This is a genomic window from Streptomyces qaidamensis, assembly GCF_001611795.1.
In the GTDB taxonomy this organism is placed as follows: domain Bacteria; phylum Actinomycetota; class Actinomycetes; order Streptomycetales; family Streptomycetaceae; genus Streptomyces; species Streptomyces qaidamensis.
The window spans coordinates 362,239-379,258 of sequence record NZ_CP015098.1; the positions used below are offsets into that span (position 1 = coordinate 362,239).

The window sequence follows — 17,020 nt, forward strand, 5'->3', positions numbered from 1 at the left end:
CGCGGCAGGCGGCCCTAGCCCGCCGCCCGCCCCGCGGCCCCGGGCAGCGGCGGGAGCGTCGTCCCGTGGATCCACGCGTGCAGCAGTTCGTCCACCGGCTCGGTCGCGAAGCGGGCCACGTGCGAGACGAAGGCCGCGGTCGTGACCGTGCCGCCCCGGTGCTGCTGTCCCCAGCCGCGCAGCATGCGGAAGAAGGCGATGTCGCCCAGCGCGCAGCGCACCGCGTGCAGCACGAGACCGCCGCGTTCGTACAGCCGGTCGTCGAACATCGACTTGCGCCCCGGGTCCGACAGGCGCAGATCCTGCGGCAGCGCCGACAGCACCCGGTGTGCCGCAGCCGCGAGTTGCTGTGCCGTACGCCCGCCCGAGCGCTCCGACCACAGCCACTCCGCGTACTTCGCGAAGCCCTCGTTGAGCCAGATGTGCCGCCAGTCGGCGATGGACACACTGTTGCCGAACCACTGGTGCGCCAGCTCGTGCGCCACCAGCCGCTCCGAACCGCGGGCCCCGTCCACGTGGTTGGCGCCGAACAGCGACAGCCCCTGGGCCTCGACGGGCACGTCGAGCTCCTCCTCGGTCACCACGACCGCGTACTCGTCGAAGGGGTAGGGCCCGAACAGCTCCTGGAACACCTCCATCATCTGCGGCTGGCGTGCGAAGTCCCGCGAGAAGTCGCCCAGCAGCCGCGCCGGGATGTGCCCGTGCTGCGGGACGCCGTCCGGACCGGGGTCGCCCAGCAGGACCGTCTGGTATTTGCCGATCGCGAGGCCGACCAGATAGCTGGACGTCGGCGCCGACTGCTCGTACACCCAGGTGGTGGTGCTCGCCTTCGTCGTCCGGGTCAGCAGACGTCCGCCCGCGACGACCGCGTACGCCGACGGCGTGGTGACCGAGAGCTGGTAGGACGCCTTGTCGGCGGGCCGGTCGTTGCACGGGTACCACGACGGCGCCCCGATCGGCTGGCTGGCCACCAGCGCCCCGTCCTCCAGCTCCTCCCAGCCGAGCCCGCCCCAGGGGCTGTCGACGGGCTCGGGGTTGCCCGACCAGTGCACCTCGACCGTGAAGGGCGCCCCGGCACGGACCGGCTTGGCGGGACGGACGCGCAGTCTGCCGCCGCGGTGCGTGTAGTGGGGCTGCCGTCCGTCGACCCGTACCCGCCCGATCTTGTAGCCGGCCAGGTTCAGCACGAACTCGCTGAGCGGCGCCCGTCCCGCTATGGCGTTGATGCGGGCCGTCCCGGACAGCCGGTTCGGGGCCGGGCGGTAGTCCAGAGCGAGCTCGTACCGGTGCACCCGGTAGCGGGGGTCGCCGTGCTCCGGGAAGTACGGGTCCGCGCCCGCCGCCTGCTGGACTGCCACTGCCGTCTGGTCTCCCTGCGCCGCGCTGCTGCCACTGTCTGCCGGTCCGTCGCCCTCCGGCTCCGCGTGGCCCGCGCTCAGGGGCGCCATGCCTCGATCGGGTTGCCGAGCCAGCGGGTGTCGTCGGGGACGGACTCCGCGGCCATGACGAGCGACGCGGGACCCAGCGTCGTACGGGCCCCGATCGTGCTGCCGGGCAGGACGATCCCGCCAGGGCCCAGCGTCGCGCCCTCACGGAGGACCACAGTATCCGTCCGCAAGATCCGGTCGTGGAAGAGGTGCGTCTGAAGGACACAGCCCCGGTTCACGGTGGCGGCGTCCTTCAGCGTCACCAGATCGGTCTCGGGCAGCCAGTAGCTCTCGACCCAGACGCCCTTGCCGATCCGGGCGCCCAGCCCCCGCAGCCACGCCGTCATCACCGGCGTGCCCGGCACCGCGCCCGCCAGCCACGGCACGGCGAGCACCTCGACGAAGGTGTCCGCGAGCTCGTTGCGCCACACGAAGGACGACCACAGCGGGTGCTCCCCGCTGTGGTGCCGCCCCACGAGCGCCCACTTGGCGACGATCGAGACGAGGGCCGCGCCGCCTCCCGCCGCGAGCAGCACGAGCCCGGACAGCAGGGGCGCCCAGGGCCCCAGGGCACACAGCGCGGCGATCGTCAGCACCGCCAGCCCCGCCGAGCAGAGGACCGGCACGATCCGGCACAGTTCCACCAGACCGCGCGCCCACAGCAGCCGGGCCGGCGGTTCGTAGGTGCGGCTCTGGTCACCGTCGGCGGCGGCGCGCGGCAGCTTGACCGGCGGGAGTCCCAGGTAGGAGGTGCCCTTCTTGGCCTTCTTGGGCGTCGCCGACAGCACTCCGACCAGCCCGCCGTCCGGCACGCTCCGCCCGGGCGCCGTCATCCCAGAGTTCCCCAGGAAGGCGCGCCGCCCGATCTCGGCCCGTCCGATCCGCATCCATCCGCCGCCGAGCTCGTACGGGGCGGTCAGGGTGTCGTCGGCCAGGAAGGCGCCCTCACCGACCGTCGTCAGGCTGGGCAGTGCGAGCACCGTCGACACCTCGGCGCCGCGCCCGATCCGCATGCCGAGCAGCCGCAGCCACACCGGTGTCACCAGCCCGGCGTACAGCGGGAACAGCGTCTCCCGCGAGCGGTCCATCAGCTGGGTGACCGTCCAGGCCTGCCAACCGACCCGGCTGTGCGTCGGGTGGGTCCCCTCACGCAGTCCGAGGCTCAGCAGCCGTACGGCGATCAGCAGCAGCACCGCGTACGTCGCCCCGTAGGTGAGCGTCGCCGGGACGACGGCCAGGGCGGCGCCCGTGAGGACCGGGCCGACCGGGCCCGGCGTGACGAAGACCCGGGCCACGAGGAGCGCGGCCATCGCCGCCAGCACCGGAAGGGCGGTCAGCGCGAGGCCGGTGAGGCCGTACAGGACGCTCCAGTACGTTCCGCGCCGCGGCCGTTCCTTGGGCCAGCTGCGCTTGGCCTTGCCCAGTTTGACCGCGGGCGCGCCCGCCCACCGCTGACCGGTGGGAATCTGTCCCGTGACCGCGGAACCAGGGGCCACCTCGGCCCGCTTGCCCACCCGGGCACCGGGGAAGAGCACGCTGCGCGTGCCGACGACGGCGTGTGCGCCCACCTTGACCGTGCCGATCTCCAGCCGGTCCCCGTCCAGCCAGTGGCCGGACAGGTCCACCTCCGACTCCACGGCCGCGCCCCGCCCCAGTTTGAGCAGGCCGGTGACCGGTGGCAGGGAGTGCAGGTCGACGTCCGGTCCGACCTTGGCGCCGAGCGCTCGCGCGTACCGTTGCAGCCAGGAGCCCGTCAGCGACGTCGCGCCGCTGAACTCGGCCAGCCGCTCGGCGGTCCACAGCCGCAGATGTACGCCGCCGCCGCGTGCGTACCGGCCGGGCTTCACACCGCGGAGCAGCAGCCGCGCGCCGCCGGCGGACAGGGCGAGCCGCCCCGGCGGGCTGAAGAGGACGACGGCTCCGAGCGCGAGGAGCCACCAGGGGGCCGTGGGCAGCCACGCGTAGGCGGGCAGGAGGTTCCCGAGGACGGCCAGTGCCACGGTCCAGCGCAGGCCGAGGAGGGTGAACAGCGGGACGAGGAGCAGCATTTGGACGATCTGGGCACGCCTCGGCACCGGGGCGATCGTGCGCCGGGCCTCGTCGTCGCGCGCCGACTTCTCCAGCCGCCGGGCCAGCTTGCGCAGCACCGGCTGCTGGTAGACGTCCAGGACGGCCGCGCTCGGGTAGCGGGTGCGCAGCCGGGTCGTGAGCTGGGCGGCGGCCAGGCTGCCGCCGCCGATCGCGAAGAAGTCGTCGGAGGCGGTGGTGACCGGGATGCCGAGCACGGCGGTCCACTGCTCGGCGAGCCACGCCTCGGTGCCGTAGAGCTGCTCCGCCGGGCCGTCGGTCTCCAGGTCCTTCAGCGGCCAGGGCAGCGCGTTGCGGTCGACCTTGCCCGAGGTGCGGGTCGGCAGCTCCTCGACGGGCGCGAGCAACGGCACGAGGGCTGCGGGCAGTTCGGCACGGAGCTTCGCGACCGCTAGGGCGTGGTCCCATCCGTCCTGGGTGACGACGTACCCGACGAGGAGCTGGTTGCCGCTGCGGGCGGTCCGTACGGCGGCCGCCGCCCCGGCGACTCCGGGCAGGGCCTGGAGTGCGGCGTCGACCTCGCCGAGCTCGATGCGCCGTCCACCGAGCTTGACCTGCTCGTCGGCCCGTCCGAGGAAGACCAGCCCTTCGGGTTCCGCCTTGACGAGGTCGCCGCTGCGGTACGCCCGCTGCCACCCCAGGGACTTGAGGGGCGCGTACTTCTCGGCGTCCTTCCCGGCGTCGAGGTAGCGGGCCAGTCCGACCCCGCCGATGACCAGCTGCCCGCTGCCGCCCATGGGGACGGGCTCGCCGGCCTCGTCGACGACGGCCAGTTCCCAGCCGTCCAGGGGCAGTCCGATCCGGATGGGCTCCTGACCGGTCATCAGCGAGGCGCAGGCCACCACGGTCGCCTCGGTGGGCCCGTAGGTGTTCCAGACCTCACGCCCCTCGGTCACCAGCCGCTGGGCCAGCTCGGGCGGGCAGGCCTCCCCGCCGAAGATCAGCAGGCGCACGTCGTTGAGGGTCTCCGGCTCCCACAGCGCGGCGAGGGTGGGTACCGTCGACACGACGGTGATCTCCTGCTCGACCAGCCAGAGCCCGAGGTCGGCGCCGCTCCTGACCTGCGATCGCGGCACCGGCACCAGGCAGGCCCCGTACCGCCACGCCAGCCACATCTCCTCGCAGGAGGCGTCGAACGCCACCGACAGCCCCGCCATGACCCGGTCCCCGGGTCCGATCGGTTCCTCGGTGAGGAACAGGGCGGCCTCGGCGTCCACGAACGCGGCGGCACTGCGGTGCGAGACGGCGACGCCCTTGGGCTTCCCGGTGGAGCCGGACGTGAAGATGATCCACGCGTCGTGCTCGATGCCGGGGCGTGCGGCGGGGGACGCACCGGTCCCGTGCACGGTGATGTGGTGCCCGGCCCCGACGACGGCCCGTACGCCCGCCTCACCGAACACCAAGTCGGCCCGCTCGTCGGGGTCTTCGGCGTCGACGGGGACGTATGCGGCTCCCGTCGCGAGCACGGCGAGGATCACGATGTAGAGCTCGTTGGTGCCGGACGGAACGCGGACTCCCACGCGGTCTCCGAGCCCGACTCCGGCGGAGGCGAGCCGCCACCGCAGCCGGTCCACCTCGACGGCCAGGCCGCGGTAGGTGAGAGCGCTGGTGCCGTCGTCGAGGGCGGGCTCGTCCGGGTACGACCGCACGGACGCGTCGAACACGTCGATCAGCGTGCGCGGCGGCGCCGCCGGACGCCCCGAGAAGCGGGCCGCGTCCCCGAACTCCTGCCGGATCTCCACGCCGAGCGTTTCGTCGAGCAGGCCGAGAGCGTCACTCTCCTGTATGGCTGCCATCCGGTCCTCGCGTCTCGATCCCGGATGACTCCGGGGCGCTGGCGGGCCCGCAGGTGTGCCTGGGGTTGTCCGGCTCCAGCTCGGTAACAAGCCGGGAATTTTAGTACGACGCTAGATTTGGGCGCTTCGGTACGCCACCGGGCACGGCCGTTCAGGGTGGTCCGATGTCGGTCACACGAGGCTGACCTGGGGATCTTCGGGCAAAGGAGACTTCGCACACAGAGGAGTTGCGTCCGCCTGTCATGGGGAGGTCAGAGCCGGCCAGGACGTGATGAAGCGTCAGCACGCCCCTCGGCCCGGCTCAGGCCTGCTGACGCGTCACGCGGTGGCAGAGGTAGACGACTCGCGAATTGTAGGTGCGGGTTTCGACGAGTTCGAGATCCACCCGGCGCTCGTCCCGGGGAAAGAACGGAATGCCGCCGCCGACGAGCACCGGGTAGACCATCGCCCGGTACGCGTCGATCAGACCCGCCGCGGCCGCCTCGGCGGCGAGCGTCGCGCCGCCGATCGCGATCTCGCCCTCCCCCGGCTCGGCCCGCAACCGCTCGATCTCCTCCGCCACACTGCCGGAGGCCAGGCGGGCATGGCCCTGTACCGAGGACAGCGTGGTGGAGAACACCACCTTCGGAAGCGGCTTCCAGAGCCCGGCCCATTCGAGCATCGCTTCATCGAGCGAGGGGTCCTGGTCGGCGGTCTCCCAGTACAGCATCGTCTCGTACAGCCGTCGTCCCAGCAGGTGGACGTCGACCTGCCGGATCTCGTCGATCCAGAAGCGGAAGACGTCGTCGCCGGGCACCGTCCAGCCGAAGTCGCCGTCCGGCCCGACGATGTAGCCGTCCAGTGAGACGCCCATCGAATAGGTCACGCTGCGCATCAGAAGACCCCCTCGGTAACGGGTTCGGCCTCCGGGGGCGCACCCCGCTCACGACGTCCATTTCACCATCGGCCATCGCGGTGTGCCCGGCCTGACGCGGCATCGGGGGCCCCGGGCTCGTCGGTGCGAGCGTTGGGCGGAAGGTCCGCGGAGGCGCAGGGGTGGGCGTGGGCGGCTTGCAGGAACCGTGCGGCGCCGCGTACGGCCGCCGTGTGCGGGGCCGGGACGATGCGCAGCGGTGCCTTCAGGCGAGCGGTGAGGGGGTAGGTGATCTCGGCGCGCAGGGCTCCCCCGCCCGCCACGAGGACGCCGCGCCGCAGGGCGTCGGCGGTGAGCGAGGTGCGGTCGTGGCGGCGGATCGCGGTCAGCATCGCGACCACCGCTTCGACGATCTGCTCGGGTACGGTCGCCCCGTCGAGGTCGCTGGTCCCCAGGGCCGTGCGGTGCGCGTCGGTGACGGCGCCGTCGCACAGCAGCACCACCTCGGTGAGATGGGCGCCGATGTCCACCACCACCAGCGGCCGGGACATGTCCGCGTCCGCGGCCAGGGCGATGCTCCGGGCGCTGGGAACGGTCAGGACGCTGCGGGGCCGCAGCACCTCCACCGCGGCACGGGCCCTGGCCCGGTGGGCGACGCCGTCCAGGACGGGAGTGGTCACGATGACCATGGGGCGGGTGAACCGGGGCAGCCGGTTGCCGAGCAGGCGCTGGAGCATCCGGGAACACCCCGGGGTGTCGATGATGGTGCCGCGCTGGACGGGGTGGACCGCACCGGCCCCGGGGAAGGTGACGGTGGGCGCGTCGACGACCGTGCCCTCGCCGGCGAGCCATACCCGGGTGCGGGCACTGCCCAGGTCCAGGGCTATGCCGCAGCAGCGCCGGCACAGGGGCCACGGCCGGTGACGGGCCGCGTCGCCGGACGGCTCCTGGGCGCCGGTCACGGCTGTGCTTCCTTGACCTGCTGGCAGCGGGCGCAGTAGCGGGCCTGCGGCACGATCATGAGCCGTTCGCGTTCGATCGGGCGTCGGCACAGGCGGCAGGCGCCGTACGAGCCTTCGTTCATGCGGGTGAGGGCCGCTTCGACGTCGGTGAGGACCATGCGGGCGGAGGCGGCGAGTTTGACGCGGACCTCGATCTGCGCGGCGGCCCGCTGCCGGAGCCGGTCCTCGGCCCGGGAGGTGGCCGGCCCGCCCAGCAGGCGCAGTTGCTCCTGGCGGAAGAGGCGCTGCTCGTGGAGGTTCTCACGCAGCGCGGCGAGGTCCTCGGCCGACAGGTGCGTCGTGCTCTCTTCGACGGTCTGGTGGTTCACCACGTCACCCCTTTGCGGCAGGGCGTAGGAGGTCGGTAAGGGCCGGGTCAGGCCGTGCGGCGCCGGCAGGCGACGCAGTGGCGGGTGTAGGGCAGGATGTCGAGCCGTTCCTCGGGGACGGGCTTCGCGCAGCCCACGCAGATGCCGTAGGTGCCGTCGTCGATGCGGGTGAAGGCTTCCTCGATCTCTTCGAGCACCCCCTCCATCGCGGTCTTCTGGGACAGCAGGTGATCGTCCGAGCCGCGCTCGGTCCCGTCGAGGGCACGCAGCTGTGCCAACAGGGAGGCGCGGGCGTGTTCCAGGCGCCGGCGGGCCTCGTGCGGGTGGGGCTCGGCCCGGGTGACGTCGAGCGACATGGTCGGTCCTTTCTCGGCGGCGGACGGCGGGTGCGCGGGTGGGTCGTGCACGGCGGGCGGCCCGGCGACGTGGCCGGGCCGCCCGTCCGCTGTCGGGTGGTCGTGTGAGCTCCAGCCTGGCCCGGAACGCGGCGGATACCCATCGGGCGCGGGCCCCATTTGGACCGGTGCGAGGGACCCATGCGGCCGCGCCATGGGTGGTGCGTGCCTGGGGAAATGGGGGTCAGGTCCCATTTACGGGGCGCGCGGGAAGGGGGCAGCCTGGCCGCAGGCTTGCTCAGACACCCGGGCCGCGGACACGGTGGGTGCTCAGGCACCCGGGCCGCGAACGCCGTGGGTGCTCAGGCACCCGGCCGCGAACGCGGTGGGCTCCGCGATGCCCGACAGTGGAGGTGAGACAGAGTTCGTGGAAGGGGAGGCGCGGGGACGGTGTCCTTGTTCTGGCGGATCTTCGCGCTCAACGCCGTGGTGCTGGGCGCGGCCACGGCCTTGCTGCTGTGGGCTCCGGTGACCGTCTCGGTGCCGGTGCTGCTGACCGAGGCGGTGATCCTGGTCGGCGGTCTGGCCGTGATGCTCGTCGCGAACGCCGCGCTGCTGCGGCTCGGCCTGGCCCCGCTGGACCGGCTCACGAAGCTGATGACCACCGTGGACCTGCTGCGCCCCGGCCAGCGCCTGCCCGCTTCCGGGGGCGGCGGGGTCGCCGAGCTGATCCGTACGTTCAACGCCATGCTGGAGCGGCTGGAACAGGAGCGGGCCGCCAGCAGCGCCCGGGCCCTGCTGGCCCAGGAGGCGGAACGCCGGCGCATCGCCCAGGAACTGCACGACGAGGTCGGCCAGAGCATGACCGCGATCCTGCTGGGGCTCAAGCGCTCCGCGGACGACGTACCGGAGCCGCAGCGCAGGGAGTTGCAGGAACTGCAGGAGATCACCCGGGAGAGCCTGGACGAGGTACGCCGCCTGGTGCGCCGGCTGCGGCCCGGTGTGCTGGACGATCTGGGCCTGGTCAGCGCGCTGACCTCGCTCAGCGAGGACTTCGCCACCCATACCGGGCTGCTGGTCTCGCGCCGCTTCGACACCGACCTGCCCCCGCTGGCCCCGGAGACGGAGCTGGTCCTCTACCGCGTCGCGCAGGAGTCACTGACCAACGTCGCCCGCCACGCGGACGCCGGGCGGGTCACCGTCGCGCTGCGCCGCGCCGCCGACGGCGTGGTGCTGACGGTGACCGACGACGGCAGCGGCATCGAGGCACTCCGCGAGGGCGCCGGCATCCGCGGAATGCGCGAGCGGGCCCTGCTCGTCGGGGGGAGCCTCGACATCACCCCGGCACCCCGGGCCGGCACCCGGGTCCAGCTCACCGCGCCGCTCGCAAGGAAGCAGCTCTGACCATGCCCGACACGGCCATGCCCGCTCCGACGGATTCCGGCCCGATCCGCATCCTGCTCGCCGACGACCACGCGCTGGTCCGCCGCGGTGTGCGGCTCATCCTCGACCAGCAACCGGACCTCGAAGTGGTCGCCGAGGCCGGTGACGGGGCCGAGGCCATCGAACTGGCCCGCACCCGCGATGTCGACCTGGCCGTGCTCGACATCGCCATGCCGCGCCTGACCGGTCTGCAGGCCGCTCGTGAACTGGCCGCTGTGAGGCCGGACTTGCGGATCCTGATGCTCACCATGCACGACAACGAGCAGTACTTCTTCCAGGCTTTGAAGGCCGGCGCGAGCGGGTATGTGCTGAAGTCGGTGGCCGACCGCGACCTGGTCGCCGCCTGCCGGGCCGCCATGCGGGACGAGCCCTTCCTGTATCCCGGCGCGGTCACCGCCCTGATCCGCAACTACCTGGACCGGGCCCGCCGCGGCCAGGAAGACCCGGACCACATCCTCACGCCCCGCGAGGAGGAGGTCCTCAAGCTGGTCGCCGAGGGCCACTCGTCCAAGGAGATCGCCGACCTGCTGTTCATCAGCATCAAGACCGTCCAGCGCCACCGCGCCAACCTGCTGCAGAAACTCGGCCTGCGCGACCGTCTCGACCTCACCCGCTACGCGATCCGCGCCGGACTGATCGAGCCCTGACCGGAGGCCGGCCCGGCCGACACGCCACGACGAGAGGGGGGACGGTGCCCTACAGCGCGCTGACGGCGCCCGGCGTCGGCAGCACCCGATCCCGCTCCCGGATCGCGGCGCTGCCTGCAGTCCTCCTCCTTGCAGTGCTCGCCGTACTCGGCATCGCCACCCCGTTGCCCGGTTCAACGGGCGCGGGGGTGGCGCCGGCTCCCGCGGCGGCGGCCCCTCACCGGTACGACGAGACGCGCGCCGACGACGGATGTGATGCCGCCTGTGCCGTCCGGGCGGCCGGCCGCCACGAGCAGCACGGCGAGCACCCGGGCCCGCGCGGACACCTCGGCGTCTGCGGCCAGAGCGCAGACGTCACCCCCAGCCGGGTTCCGGGCCCGCCGCAGGCTCCGGGCGGGCACCTACCCTGCTCGCAGCCGCCCACGGACCAGGAGCAGGGGCGTGCGCCCCCGGTGTCCTCCGGCACCTGACGCCCGTCCCCTTCACATCCCGACCCGACCCGCCCCGCCGCGGCCCGCGCCGGCCGCTGCCGAGGTGTGCCTGCCGGAGGTTCCCGTTGAACCGTTCCCTGCGCGTGAGGGCGCTGCTCGCCCTCGCCGTGCTCGCCCTTTCCCTGTACGTCGCCGCCACCGTTCCCCTCCGCCTCGGACTTGACCTGCGCGGCGGGACACAGATCGTGCTGGAGACCCGCTCCACCCCGGCAGCCGACGCCGACAGCGCGGCCACCGACCGCACCCTGGAGGTGCTGCGCGGCCGCATCGACGCGCTCGGCGTCGCCGAACCCACCCTGGTGCGCTCCGGCGATCACCGGATCATCGTCGAACTGCCCGGTGTGCAGGACCCGAAGAAGGCCTCCGACGTCTTGGGCCGAACCGCGCAGCTCACCTTCCACCCCGTGCTCGGCGTCACCCATGACGGCGACGACACGTCCCGGCCGCTGCCGAAGCGGCCCGGGCAGCGCGTCCTGCCCGACGAGTCCGGAACTCCGCTGCGCCTCGGCCCCGCGTCCCTGACCGGCGAGGACGTCAAGGAGGCCGCCGCCCGGTTCGACCAGCAGGGCGGCGCCGGATGGCACGTCACCGTCGGCTTCGAGGGCGCCGGCCGGGCCGGCTGGGCCCGCCTGACCGGCGAGGCCGCCTGCCAGGCGCCGGGCGATGCGGCGCGGCGGGTCGCCATCGTCCTCGACGACAAGGTCATCTCCTCCCCTCAGGTCGATCCGTCCATCGCCTGCGGGACCGGCATCCGCGACGGCGCGACGCAGATCACGGGATCGTTCGGCCCCGAGGAGGCCCGCGAACTCTGCCTGCTCATCAACGGCGGGGCGCTGCCCGTGCCCGTCGAGACCGTCGAGCAGCGCACCGTCGGCCCCACCCTCGGCGCGCAGGCCATCACGGCCAGCGCCTGGGCGGCGGTCATCGGTACCGCTCTGACCTCGCTGTTCATCATCGTCGTCTACCGGCTGCTGGGCGCCCTGGCCGTTCTCGCGCTGGCCTGCTACGGCCTGGTCTCCTACGCCGCCCTGGCCGCCCTCGGGGCCACCCTGACCCTGCCGGGCCTGGCCGGTTTCGTCCTGGCCATCGGCATGGCCGTGGACGCCAACGTGCTGGTCTTCGAGCGGGCGCGCGAGGAGTACGCGGCACGCCGCCGGCCCAGCATCCGCTCGGCGCTCACGGCCGGTTTCCGCAACGCCTTCAGCGCGATCGCCGACTCCAACATCACCACGCTGATCGCGGCCGCTCTGCTGTTCTTCCTGGCCTCCGGGCCCGTGCGCGGCTTCGGCGTCACCCTCGGCATCGGTGTGCTCGCCTCCATGTTCAGCGCCCTGGTCATCAGCCGGGTGCTCGCCGAGTTCGCCGCGAGCCGGCCGGGCGTACGCCGCCGCCCCCGTCTGACCGGCATCGCCACCACCGGCGCGGTCCGTGGCCGCCTCACCCGCCGCAACCTGCTGCTGATGCGCCGGCCGCGCCGCTGGCTGGCTACCTCGGCGGCCGTGCTGGTGCTGGCCGGCTCGGGTCTGGCGGTGCGCGGCGTCGACCTCGGCGTGGAGTTCACCGGAGGCCGCCTCATCGAGTACTCCACCAGCAGCCCGGTCGATCCCGGCCGGGTCCGGACCGCTCTCGCCGACGCCGGGTTCCCCCGCGCGGTGGTGCAGTCGTCCGGCGACACGGGCCTGACGGTGCGTACCGATCCCCTGACCGCAGCCGAAGAGGGGGAGGTCACGAGCACCCTGCGCGAGGTCGCCGGCCCGGCGGACAAGGTCCGCGACGAACTGATCGGCCCCAGCCTCGGCAAGGAGCTTCGCCGAGGCGCGCTGATCGCGCTCGCCGTCGCCCTAGGGGCGCAGTTCGTCTACCTCGCGGCGCGCTTCCGCTGGGTGCTGGGCTCCGCCGCGGTCGTCGCACTCGTCCACGACGTGGTCCTGCTGCTCGGGGTCTTCGCCTGGCTGGGCAAGCCCGTCGACGGGGTGTTCCTGGCGGCCCTGCTCACCGTCATCGGCTACTCCGTCAACGACTCCGTCGTCCTCTTCGACCGCGTCAGGGAACTGGACGGGCGCGGCCCCGGGTCGCCGTTCTCCGGCGTCGTGAACCAGGCGATCCTGCAGACCCTGCCCCGCACGGTGAACACCGGCATGGGCGCGGCGTTCATGCTCACCGCGCTCGCCGTGCTGGGCGGCTCCTCGCTCACGGACTTCGCGCTGGCGCTGCTCATCGGTCTCGCCGTCGGGACGTACTCCTCGGTGTTCACCGCGGCTCCCGTGGCGATCGGGCTGCACGCCCGCTCGCGCCGCGAGAAGCCGGCCCCGGAGGGCGCTGCGGTCACGACGTGAGCCGGTCCAGCGCGGCCAGGACCGGGGCCACGCCGTCCTCCCCGGCCAGGCCGCGGGCCAGCTCCCCGGCGCGGGCGCGGTGCCGGGGCTCGCCCGTGGCGCGGCGCAGCGCCGGGGCGAGCGTGCCCGCGGTGAGGCGCCGCAGGGGGACGGCGCACGGGGCCGTCCCCAGGGCGACCAGGCGCGCCGCCCAGAAGCCGCCGTCGAACTGCACGGGTACCGGGATCGTCGGTACGCCCGCGCGCAGGACGGCGGCGGTGGTGCCGGCTCCGGCATGGTGGACGACGGCGGCCGTGCGGGGAAGCAGCAGGGCGTGCGGCACGTCGCCCACGGTGATCACGTCATCGTCGCCGCTGTGGGTGGTGAGACCCGCCCAGCCGTGCTGGACGATGCCGCGCAGTCCCGCCGTCCGCAGCGCGCGCACGATCTCGGCGCTGAGGTGACCGGGGTCCGGCACCGTCGCGCTGCCCAGTCCGACGAACACCGGCGGGGGTCCGGCGGCCAGGAACTGCTCCAGCTCGCCGGGCAGGGTGCGGGTGTCGTGCGGCCACCAGTACCCGGCGATGTCCAGCCCGGGGCGCCAGTCCTCGGGGCGGGGCACCACCCGTTCGCTGAATCCGTGCAGCACGGGCCAGTGGGCCCGCTCGTGGGCCCGGCGGCTCGCGGAGGGACTGCTCAGGGCCATGCCGTGCCGGGTGCGGAGCCGGTGCATGGCCTGCGTGAAGACCCGGTCGACGGCGGAGAGGACGGCCTGTCCGCCCAGGTGGTTGCCCAGCGTGCCGAGCGAGCGTCCGCCTAGCATGGGCGCGCCGAACTCGCGTGTCGGATGCTGGGGTTGGAGGAACAGGCCCAGGCTGGGCAGGTTCAGCCCCTCGGCGATGGCGCGGCCCAGCGGTGCCACGGCTCCGGCGGCCAGGACGACGTCCGCGCCGCGGGCCGCCTGGACGAGGGAGTCGGTCATCTCCTCGGCCGCGGACCGGGCCATCGACGCCGCGCGCAGCAGCTTGCCGAGGCCTGTGGTGCTGGCGTGCAGGCCGCGTCCGCGGTCGGAGTGGGACACGGCGTGCGGGTCGACCGGAGTCGGGTGGAAGCGCACCCCGGATCCGGCGGCCAGGGGTTCGAACAGGCCGTGGGTGGCGAGCGTGACCTCGTGCCCGCTCCGTGCCAGCCCCGCGCCGAGCCCGGTGTACGGCGCGACGTCGCCGCGCGATCCAGCCGTCATGATCACCACGCGCATGGGTCCAGTGTGTACCGGGCGGGAGGGCGACACACGGCGCATGACCGCACGTGGACGAAAATCGCCGGTGCGAGTGTCTTCCGGGCGGATCTGCTCACGGCGGGCCGGTGTCCAGTGCGCCGACGAGCCGGGCGGCGGCCTGGCGCAGGCGTGGCGAGCGTCCTCGATGAGAGCCTCCAGCCGGCCGCGGGCCGTCTCGCCGTCGGGGGGGGCAGCGAACCACCGGCCTCCGTCCAGCGTTCGAGATGGTCCGGATCGGACAGCAGGCAGGCGAAGGCCCGGGTGACGGCGGGTCCGCCGAGTCCGAGCCGCGTGACGGCGACCGAGGCCCTGCGCCGTACGCCCGGATCCGCGTCGCCCATCAGGAGGGGCAACGCCTCCTCGCCGGCCTCCGGAACGCCGAGCCGGCCGAGACCCAGAGCGGCGGCCGCGCGCACGGCCGGGTCGGGGTGGTCGGCCGCTCCGGCGAGCACGCGGGCGTGCTCGGCCCGGCCGATCCTCCCCAGTCCCTTCAACGCCGCGGCACGCCGCTCCGGATCCGGCTGCGCCGACTCCCGCAGGAGAAAGGCGATCTGATGGTCCTCTCACATGAACACCCCGCACAGACAGACCGTCGGGGGATGCGAAGGTTGCCCGCGCCTCCATGAGTTGTCACGAGGAGCCCCGGAGTGCGTCACGGCCCAGCTGCCGGTCAACGGCCCGGAGCCGGGTGCTCCACCACAAGGTGGCGGAGCACCCGGCTCCCGGTGGGGCGGTGGATCAGGACGACTGGGCGCTCTGGTACAGGTTCTGGGCGTCCGCACCGAAGTACGGGCCGTACATGGAGTTGGGGAAGAAGTTGTACTTGAAGCTGTTCACCGAGGACTGCAGGCCGGTCCCGGTGGCCTCGCTGAACTGAGTGAACCAGGGGCCTCCACTGGAGCCGCCGGTCATGTTGCAGGTGAGACCGTGGTCGTTGGACAGCAGGAAGTCGCGGGTCGTGGTGCCGCTGCAGTAGATGAACTTCTCGCCGTCGTACGGCGCTGCTGCCGGGAAGCCGAAGGAGTACATGGCCTTGTTGTAGCCGGTGTTGAAGGCCAGGCCCTGCCCGCCGACGACGTCGGTCAGCTTCTTCCCGTCCAGCGGGGCGACCACGGCCGCGCCGATGTCGTAGTTGATGTCCTCACTGGCCGTCCACTGCGGCGTGGACAGGGTCTTGGACGCGGCCCAGGTGCCGTACGGGCGCTGCCCGTCGTGGTAGCCGGGTACGAAGACCCAGTTGGTGTGCCAGGCGCCCTCCATCTTCACGCAGTGGCCCGCGGTGATCACGGTGCTCTTGTTGGCGCTGGTGACGGCGTTGCCGGAGCAGGACGCGGTGCGGCCCTGGTAGCTGAAGAACACCCGCCCCGCGGTCTTGGCCACCGCTCCCCCGCCGGACCAGGGGCCGCCGCCGTGCGGGAAGGCCAGGGGGCCCGCGGCGGAGGCGGGCGCGCTGGGGGCGACGACCGTCGCCTTGCCCGGGCGCGGCGCCGGTGCCCGTACGTCGGAGCGGTCGACGGAGAGGAGGTCGAGCGGGGTGGCCTCGCGCATCCGCTGGGGGGTCCAGAAGGCCAGGGCACGTTCCTGCGCCGAGAAGGTCGTCACGTTGGGGTCCGGTGCGGCGCTCGCCGGTGCGGCGGTGACGCCGGTCGCCAGGAGTGCGGCGATGCCGGCGAGCGCGCCGAGGACGGAGCGGCGGACGGGGGTGCCACCACCGGACGGACGGGGGCTGCGGGGTCGGCCTATCACGCGGTCTCCTTCTGCTGTGGGGGCCGGGCGGCGGGAAGCCTCCACCCGGTCAGGCAGGGGTGTCACTGCGGACGGTCAGGAGGCAGCGTGCCACCGGGAGGCCGAGATGGACAGGTGCATGTCATGACGTTGGCCGAAACCGCACGCACTCTCCACACGGAGCGGGACATGCGGGCACAGAAGAACCCGGCCTCACATGGAGACCGGGTTCCGGGACTGCGCGACTGGCGTCAGAGGATGGGGCCGGCGCCGCTGGGGCCGCCCGGCTGGACGCGCCCGCGCCAGGCGCCGGATTCGACTCCGCGCTCCTCGATGTACTGCTTGAAGCGCTTCATGTCGCCCTTCACCCGGCGGTCGATCGCGCCCATCATGTCCGCGGCCTTCTCCACGGCTCCGCTGGGCTCGACGTCCAAGACGAGCTCCACCCTGGTGTGGGTGTCGTCGAGGCGCTCGAAACGGACGGAGCCCCTCTGGTGCGTGTCTCCGCTGGTCGTGCGCCATGTGACCCGCTCGTCGGCCAGCTGGTCGACGATCTCGGTGTCGAATTCGCGCCGTACCCCACCGATCTTGGTCGTCCAGTGGCTGTGGCGGTCGTCCAGCTGCCTGACCTCCTCGACGCCCTCCATGAAGTTCGGGAACTCCTCGAACTGCGTCCACTGGTTGTAGGCGGTGTGGACGGGGACGTCGACTTCCACCGTTTCCTTGATGGTGCTCATCTGAATGCCTCCGGATTCACTGATCGACTGCAGGAGGTCCCTCGGCCCACGCAGGTCCGGGCTCGCGGAGGCCGAGTACCCGGGATGCTCCGGTTGCCACATCGCGTGTGATCAGTGAGCCGGCGGATCCGTCGCGGGATCAGAACCGGTCGTGCTGCTGCGGCTGCCCGTGCGCCTGGCCGCTCGGGCCGTTCGTGCTCTGGGTCTGGAGCTGCTCCGCCTGCTCCTTGGTCACCTTCTGTTCCGCTCCGCAGAAGGTGCATTGCGTCAGGTACTTCGTGGAGATCGGGAACAGTGGGACGAAGAACAGGGTGAACTTCGTGATGCGCTTCCTGAGCGTGTGAGCGGCGGGGTTCCCGCACTGACCGCACACCAGCGTCAGTATCGCCAGCTGGTACAGGTAGCCCTTGGTGCCGAAGATGATCACGTGTCGGTCCTTCCCGGTGGGATCTTCATCCAGTGTCCTGCATCGCGGGCAGGCCTGGGGTCCGGACCCCTCGTTCGTGTGGAGAGCCCGGCACGGGATGGTCCAGTCGGGTGACGTCGGGGCGGGT

15 protein-coding genes are annotated in these 17,020 nt (G+C 72.9%); 3 read left to right on the top strand and 12 right to left on the bottom strand.

Features of this window, described 5'->3' with window-relative positions:
• Positions 1 to 14: 14 nt before the first annotated feature.
• The 6 genes from A4E84_RS01520 to A4E84_RS01545 all read right to left on the bottom strand — a co-directional run bounded on the left by A4E84_RS01520 (position 15) and on the right by A4E84_RS01545 (position 7,850).
• Positions 15 to 1,358 carry a M1 family metallopeptidase gene (locus A4E84_RS01520; RefSeq protein WP_062931225.1) on the bottom strand — a complete coding sequence of 448 codons (1,344 nt, stop codon included), beginning with the start codon at positions 1,356 to 1,358 and terminating at the stop codon, positions 15 to 17.
• A gap of 77 nt (positions 1,359 to 1,435) precedes the next feature.
• The gene (locus A4E84_RS01525) at positions 1,436 to 5,311 is read right to left on the bottom strand and encodes a Pls/PosA family non-ribosomal peptide synthetase (RefSeq protein WP_062924800.1); all 3,876 of its coding nucleotides are present in this window, start codon (positions 5,309 to 5,311) and stop codon (positions 1,436 to 1,438) included.
• A gap of 301 nt (positions 5,312 to 5,612) precedes the next feature.
• The gene (locus A4E84_RS01530; RefSeq protein WP_062924801.1) at positions 5,613 to 6,185 is read right to left on the bottom strand and encodes a dihydrofolate reductase family protein; all 573 of its coding nucleotides are present in this window, start codon (positions 6,183 to 6,185) and stop codon (positions 5,613 to 5,615) included.
• Positions 6,186 to 6,247: 62 nt separating this feature from the next.
• A complete protein-coding gene (locus tag A4E84_RS01535; RefSeq protein WP_062924802.1) occupies positions 6,248 to 7,126 on the bottom strand; it encodes a rod shape-determining protein in 879 nt (292 codons plus the stop codon).
• Complete coding sequence (locus A4E84_RS01540; RefSeq protein ID WP_062924803.1) at positions 7,123 to 7,497, bottom strand: TraR/DksA family transcriptional regulator; 375 nt, start codon at positions 7,495 to 7,497, stop codon at positions 7,123 to 7,125. Before A4E84_RS01540 ends, A4E84_RS01535 begins: the two co-directional genes overlap by 4 nt.
• A gap of 44 nt (positions 7,498 to 7,541) precedes the next feature.
• Positions 7,542 to 7,850, bottom strand: coding sequence for a TraR/DksA family transcriptional regulator (locus A4E84_RS01545; RefSeq protein WP_062924804.1), 309 nt, complete (start codon positions 7,848 to 7,850; stop codon positions 7,542 to 7,544).
• A 429-nt stretch (positions 7,851 to 8,279) separates the two neighbouring features.
• Here A4E84_RS01545 and A4E84_RS01550 point away from each other — a divergent pair, with 429 nt between their 5' ends.
• Both A4E84_RS01550 and A4E84_RS01555 read left to right on the top strand, forming a co-directional pair.
• The gene (locus A4E84_RS01550) at positions 8,280 to 9,233 is read left to right on the top strand and encodes a HAMP domain-containing sensor histidine kinase (protein WP_062924805.1); all 954 of its coding nucleotides are present in this window, start codon (positions 8,280 to 8,282) and stop codon (positions 9,231 to 9,233) included.
• 2 nt (positions 9,234 to 9,235) lie between these two features.
• On the top strand, positions 9,236 to 9,919 hold the full coding sequence (locus A4E84_RS01555) for a response regulator (RefSeq protein ID WP_062924806.1): 684 nt from the start codon (positions 9,236 to 9,238) through the stop codon (positions 9,917 to 9,919).
• Positions 9,920 to 10,092: 173 nt separating this feature from the next.
• Here the strand turns inward: A4E84_RS01555 and A4E84_RS01560 are convergent, their stop codons facing one another.
• Positions 10,093 to 10,320 carry a hypothetical protein gene (locus A4E84_RS01560; RefSeq protein WP_062924807.1) on the bottom strand — a complete coding sequence of 76 codons (228 nt, stop codon included), beginning with the start codon at positions 10,318 to 10,320 and terminating at the stop codon, positions 10,093 to 10,095.
• A gap of 155 nt (positions 10,321 to 10,475) precedes the next feature.
• Here A4E84_RS01560 and secD point away from each other — a divergent pair, with 155 nt between their 5' ends.
• Positions 10,476 to 12,746 (top strand): protein translocase subunit SecD, encoded by a 2,271-nt coding sequence (gene secD, locus A4E84_RS01565; RefSeq protein WP_062924808.1) that lies wholly within the window; start codon positions 10,476 to 10,478, stop codon positions 12,744 to 12,746.
• Here the strand turns inward: secD and A4E84_RS01570 are convergent.
• The 5 genes from A4E84_RS01570 to A4E84_RS01590 all read right to left on the bottom strand — a co-directional run bounded on the left by A4E84_RS01570 (position 12,736) and on the right by A4E84_RS01590 (position 16,893).
• Positions 12,736 to 13,983 carry a glycosyltransferase gene (locus tag A4E84_RS01570; protein WP_062924809.1) on the bottom strand — a complete coding sequence of 416 codons (1,248 nt, stop codon included), beginning with the start codon at positions 13,981 to 13,983 and terminating at the stop codon, positions 12,736 to 12,738. The genes secD and A4E84_RS01570 overlap by 11 nt on opposite strands.
• Complete coding sequence (locus A4E84_RS40230; RefSeq protein WP_079128819.1) at positions 13,971 to 14,555, bottom strand: HEAT repeat domain-containing protein; 585 nt, start codon at positions 14,553 to 14,555, stop codon at positions 13,971 to 13,973. Before A4E84_RS40230 ends, A4E84_RS01570 begins: the two co-directional genes overlap by 13 nt.
• A gap of 187 nt (positions 14,556 to 14,742) precedes the next feature.
• Positions 14,743 to 15,750: a trypsin-like serine peptidase gene (locus A4E84_RS01580; protein WP_062924811.1), complete on the bottom strand. Its 1,008-nt coding sequence runs from the start codon at positions 15,748 to 15,750 to the stop codon at positions 14,743 to 14,745.
• A 230-nt stretch (positions 15,751 to 15,980) separates the two neighbouring features.
• Positions 15,981 to 16,466 (bottom strand): SRPBCC family protein, encoded by a 486-nt coding sequence (locus A4E84_RS01585; RefSeq protein ID WP_062924812.1) that lies wholly within the window; start codon positions 16,464 to 16,466, stop codon positions 15,981 to 15,983.
• A gap of 139 nt (positions 16,467 to 16,605) precedes the next feature.
• Positions 16,606 to 16,893 (bottom strand): zinc-ribbon domain-containing protein, encoded by a 288-nt coding sequence (locus A4E84_RS01590; protein WP_062924813.1) that lies wholly within the window; start codon positions 16,891 to 16,893, stop codon positions 16,606 to 16,608.
• Between the last annotated feature and the right edge of the window lie 127 nt (positions 16,894 to 17,020).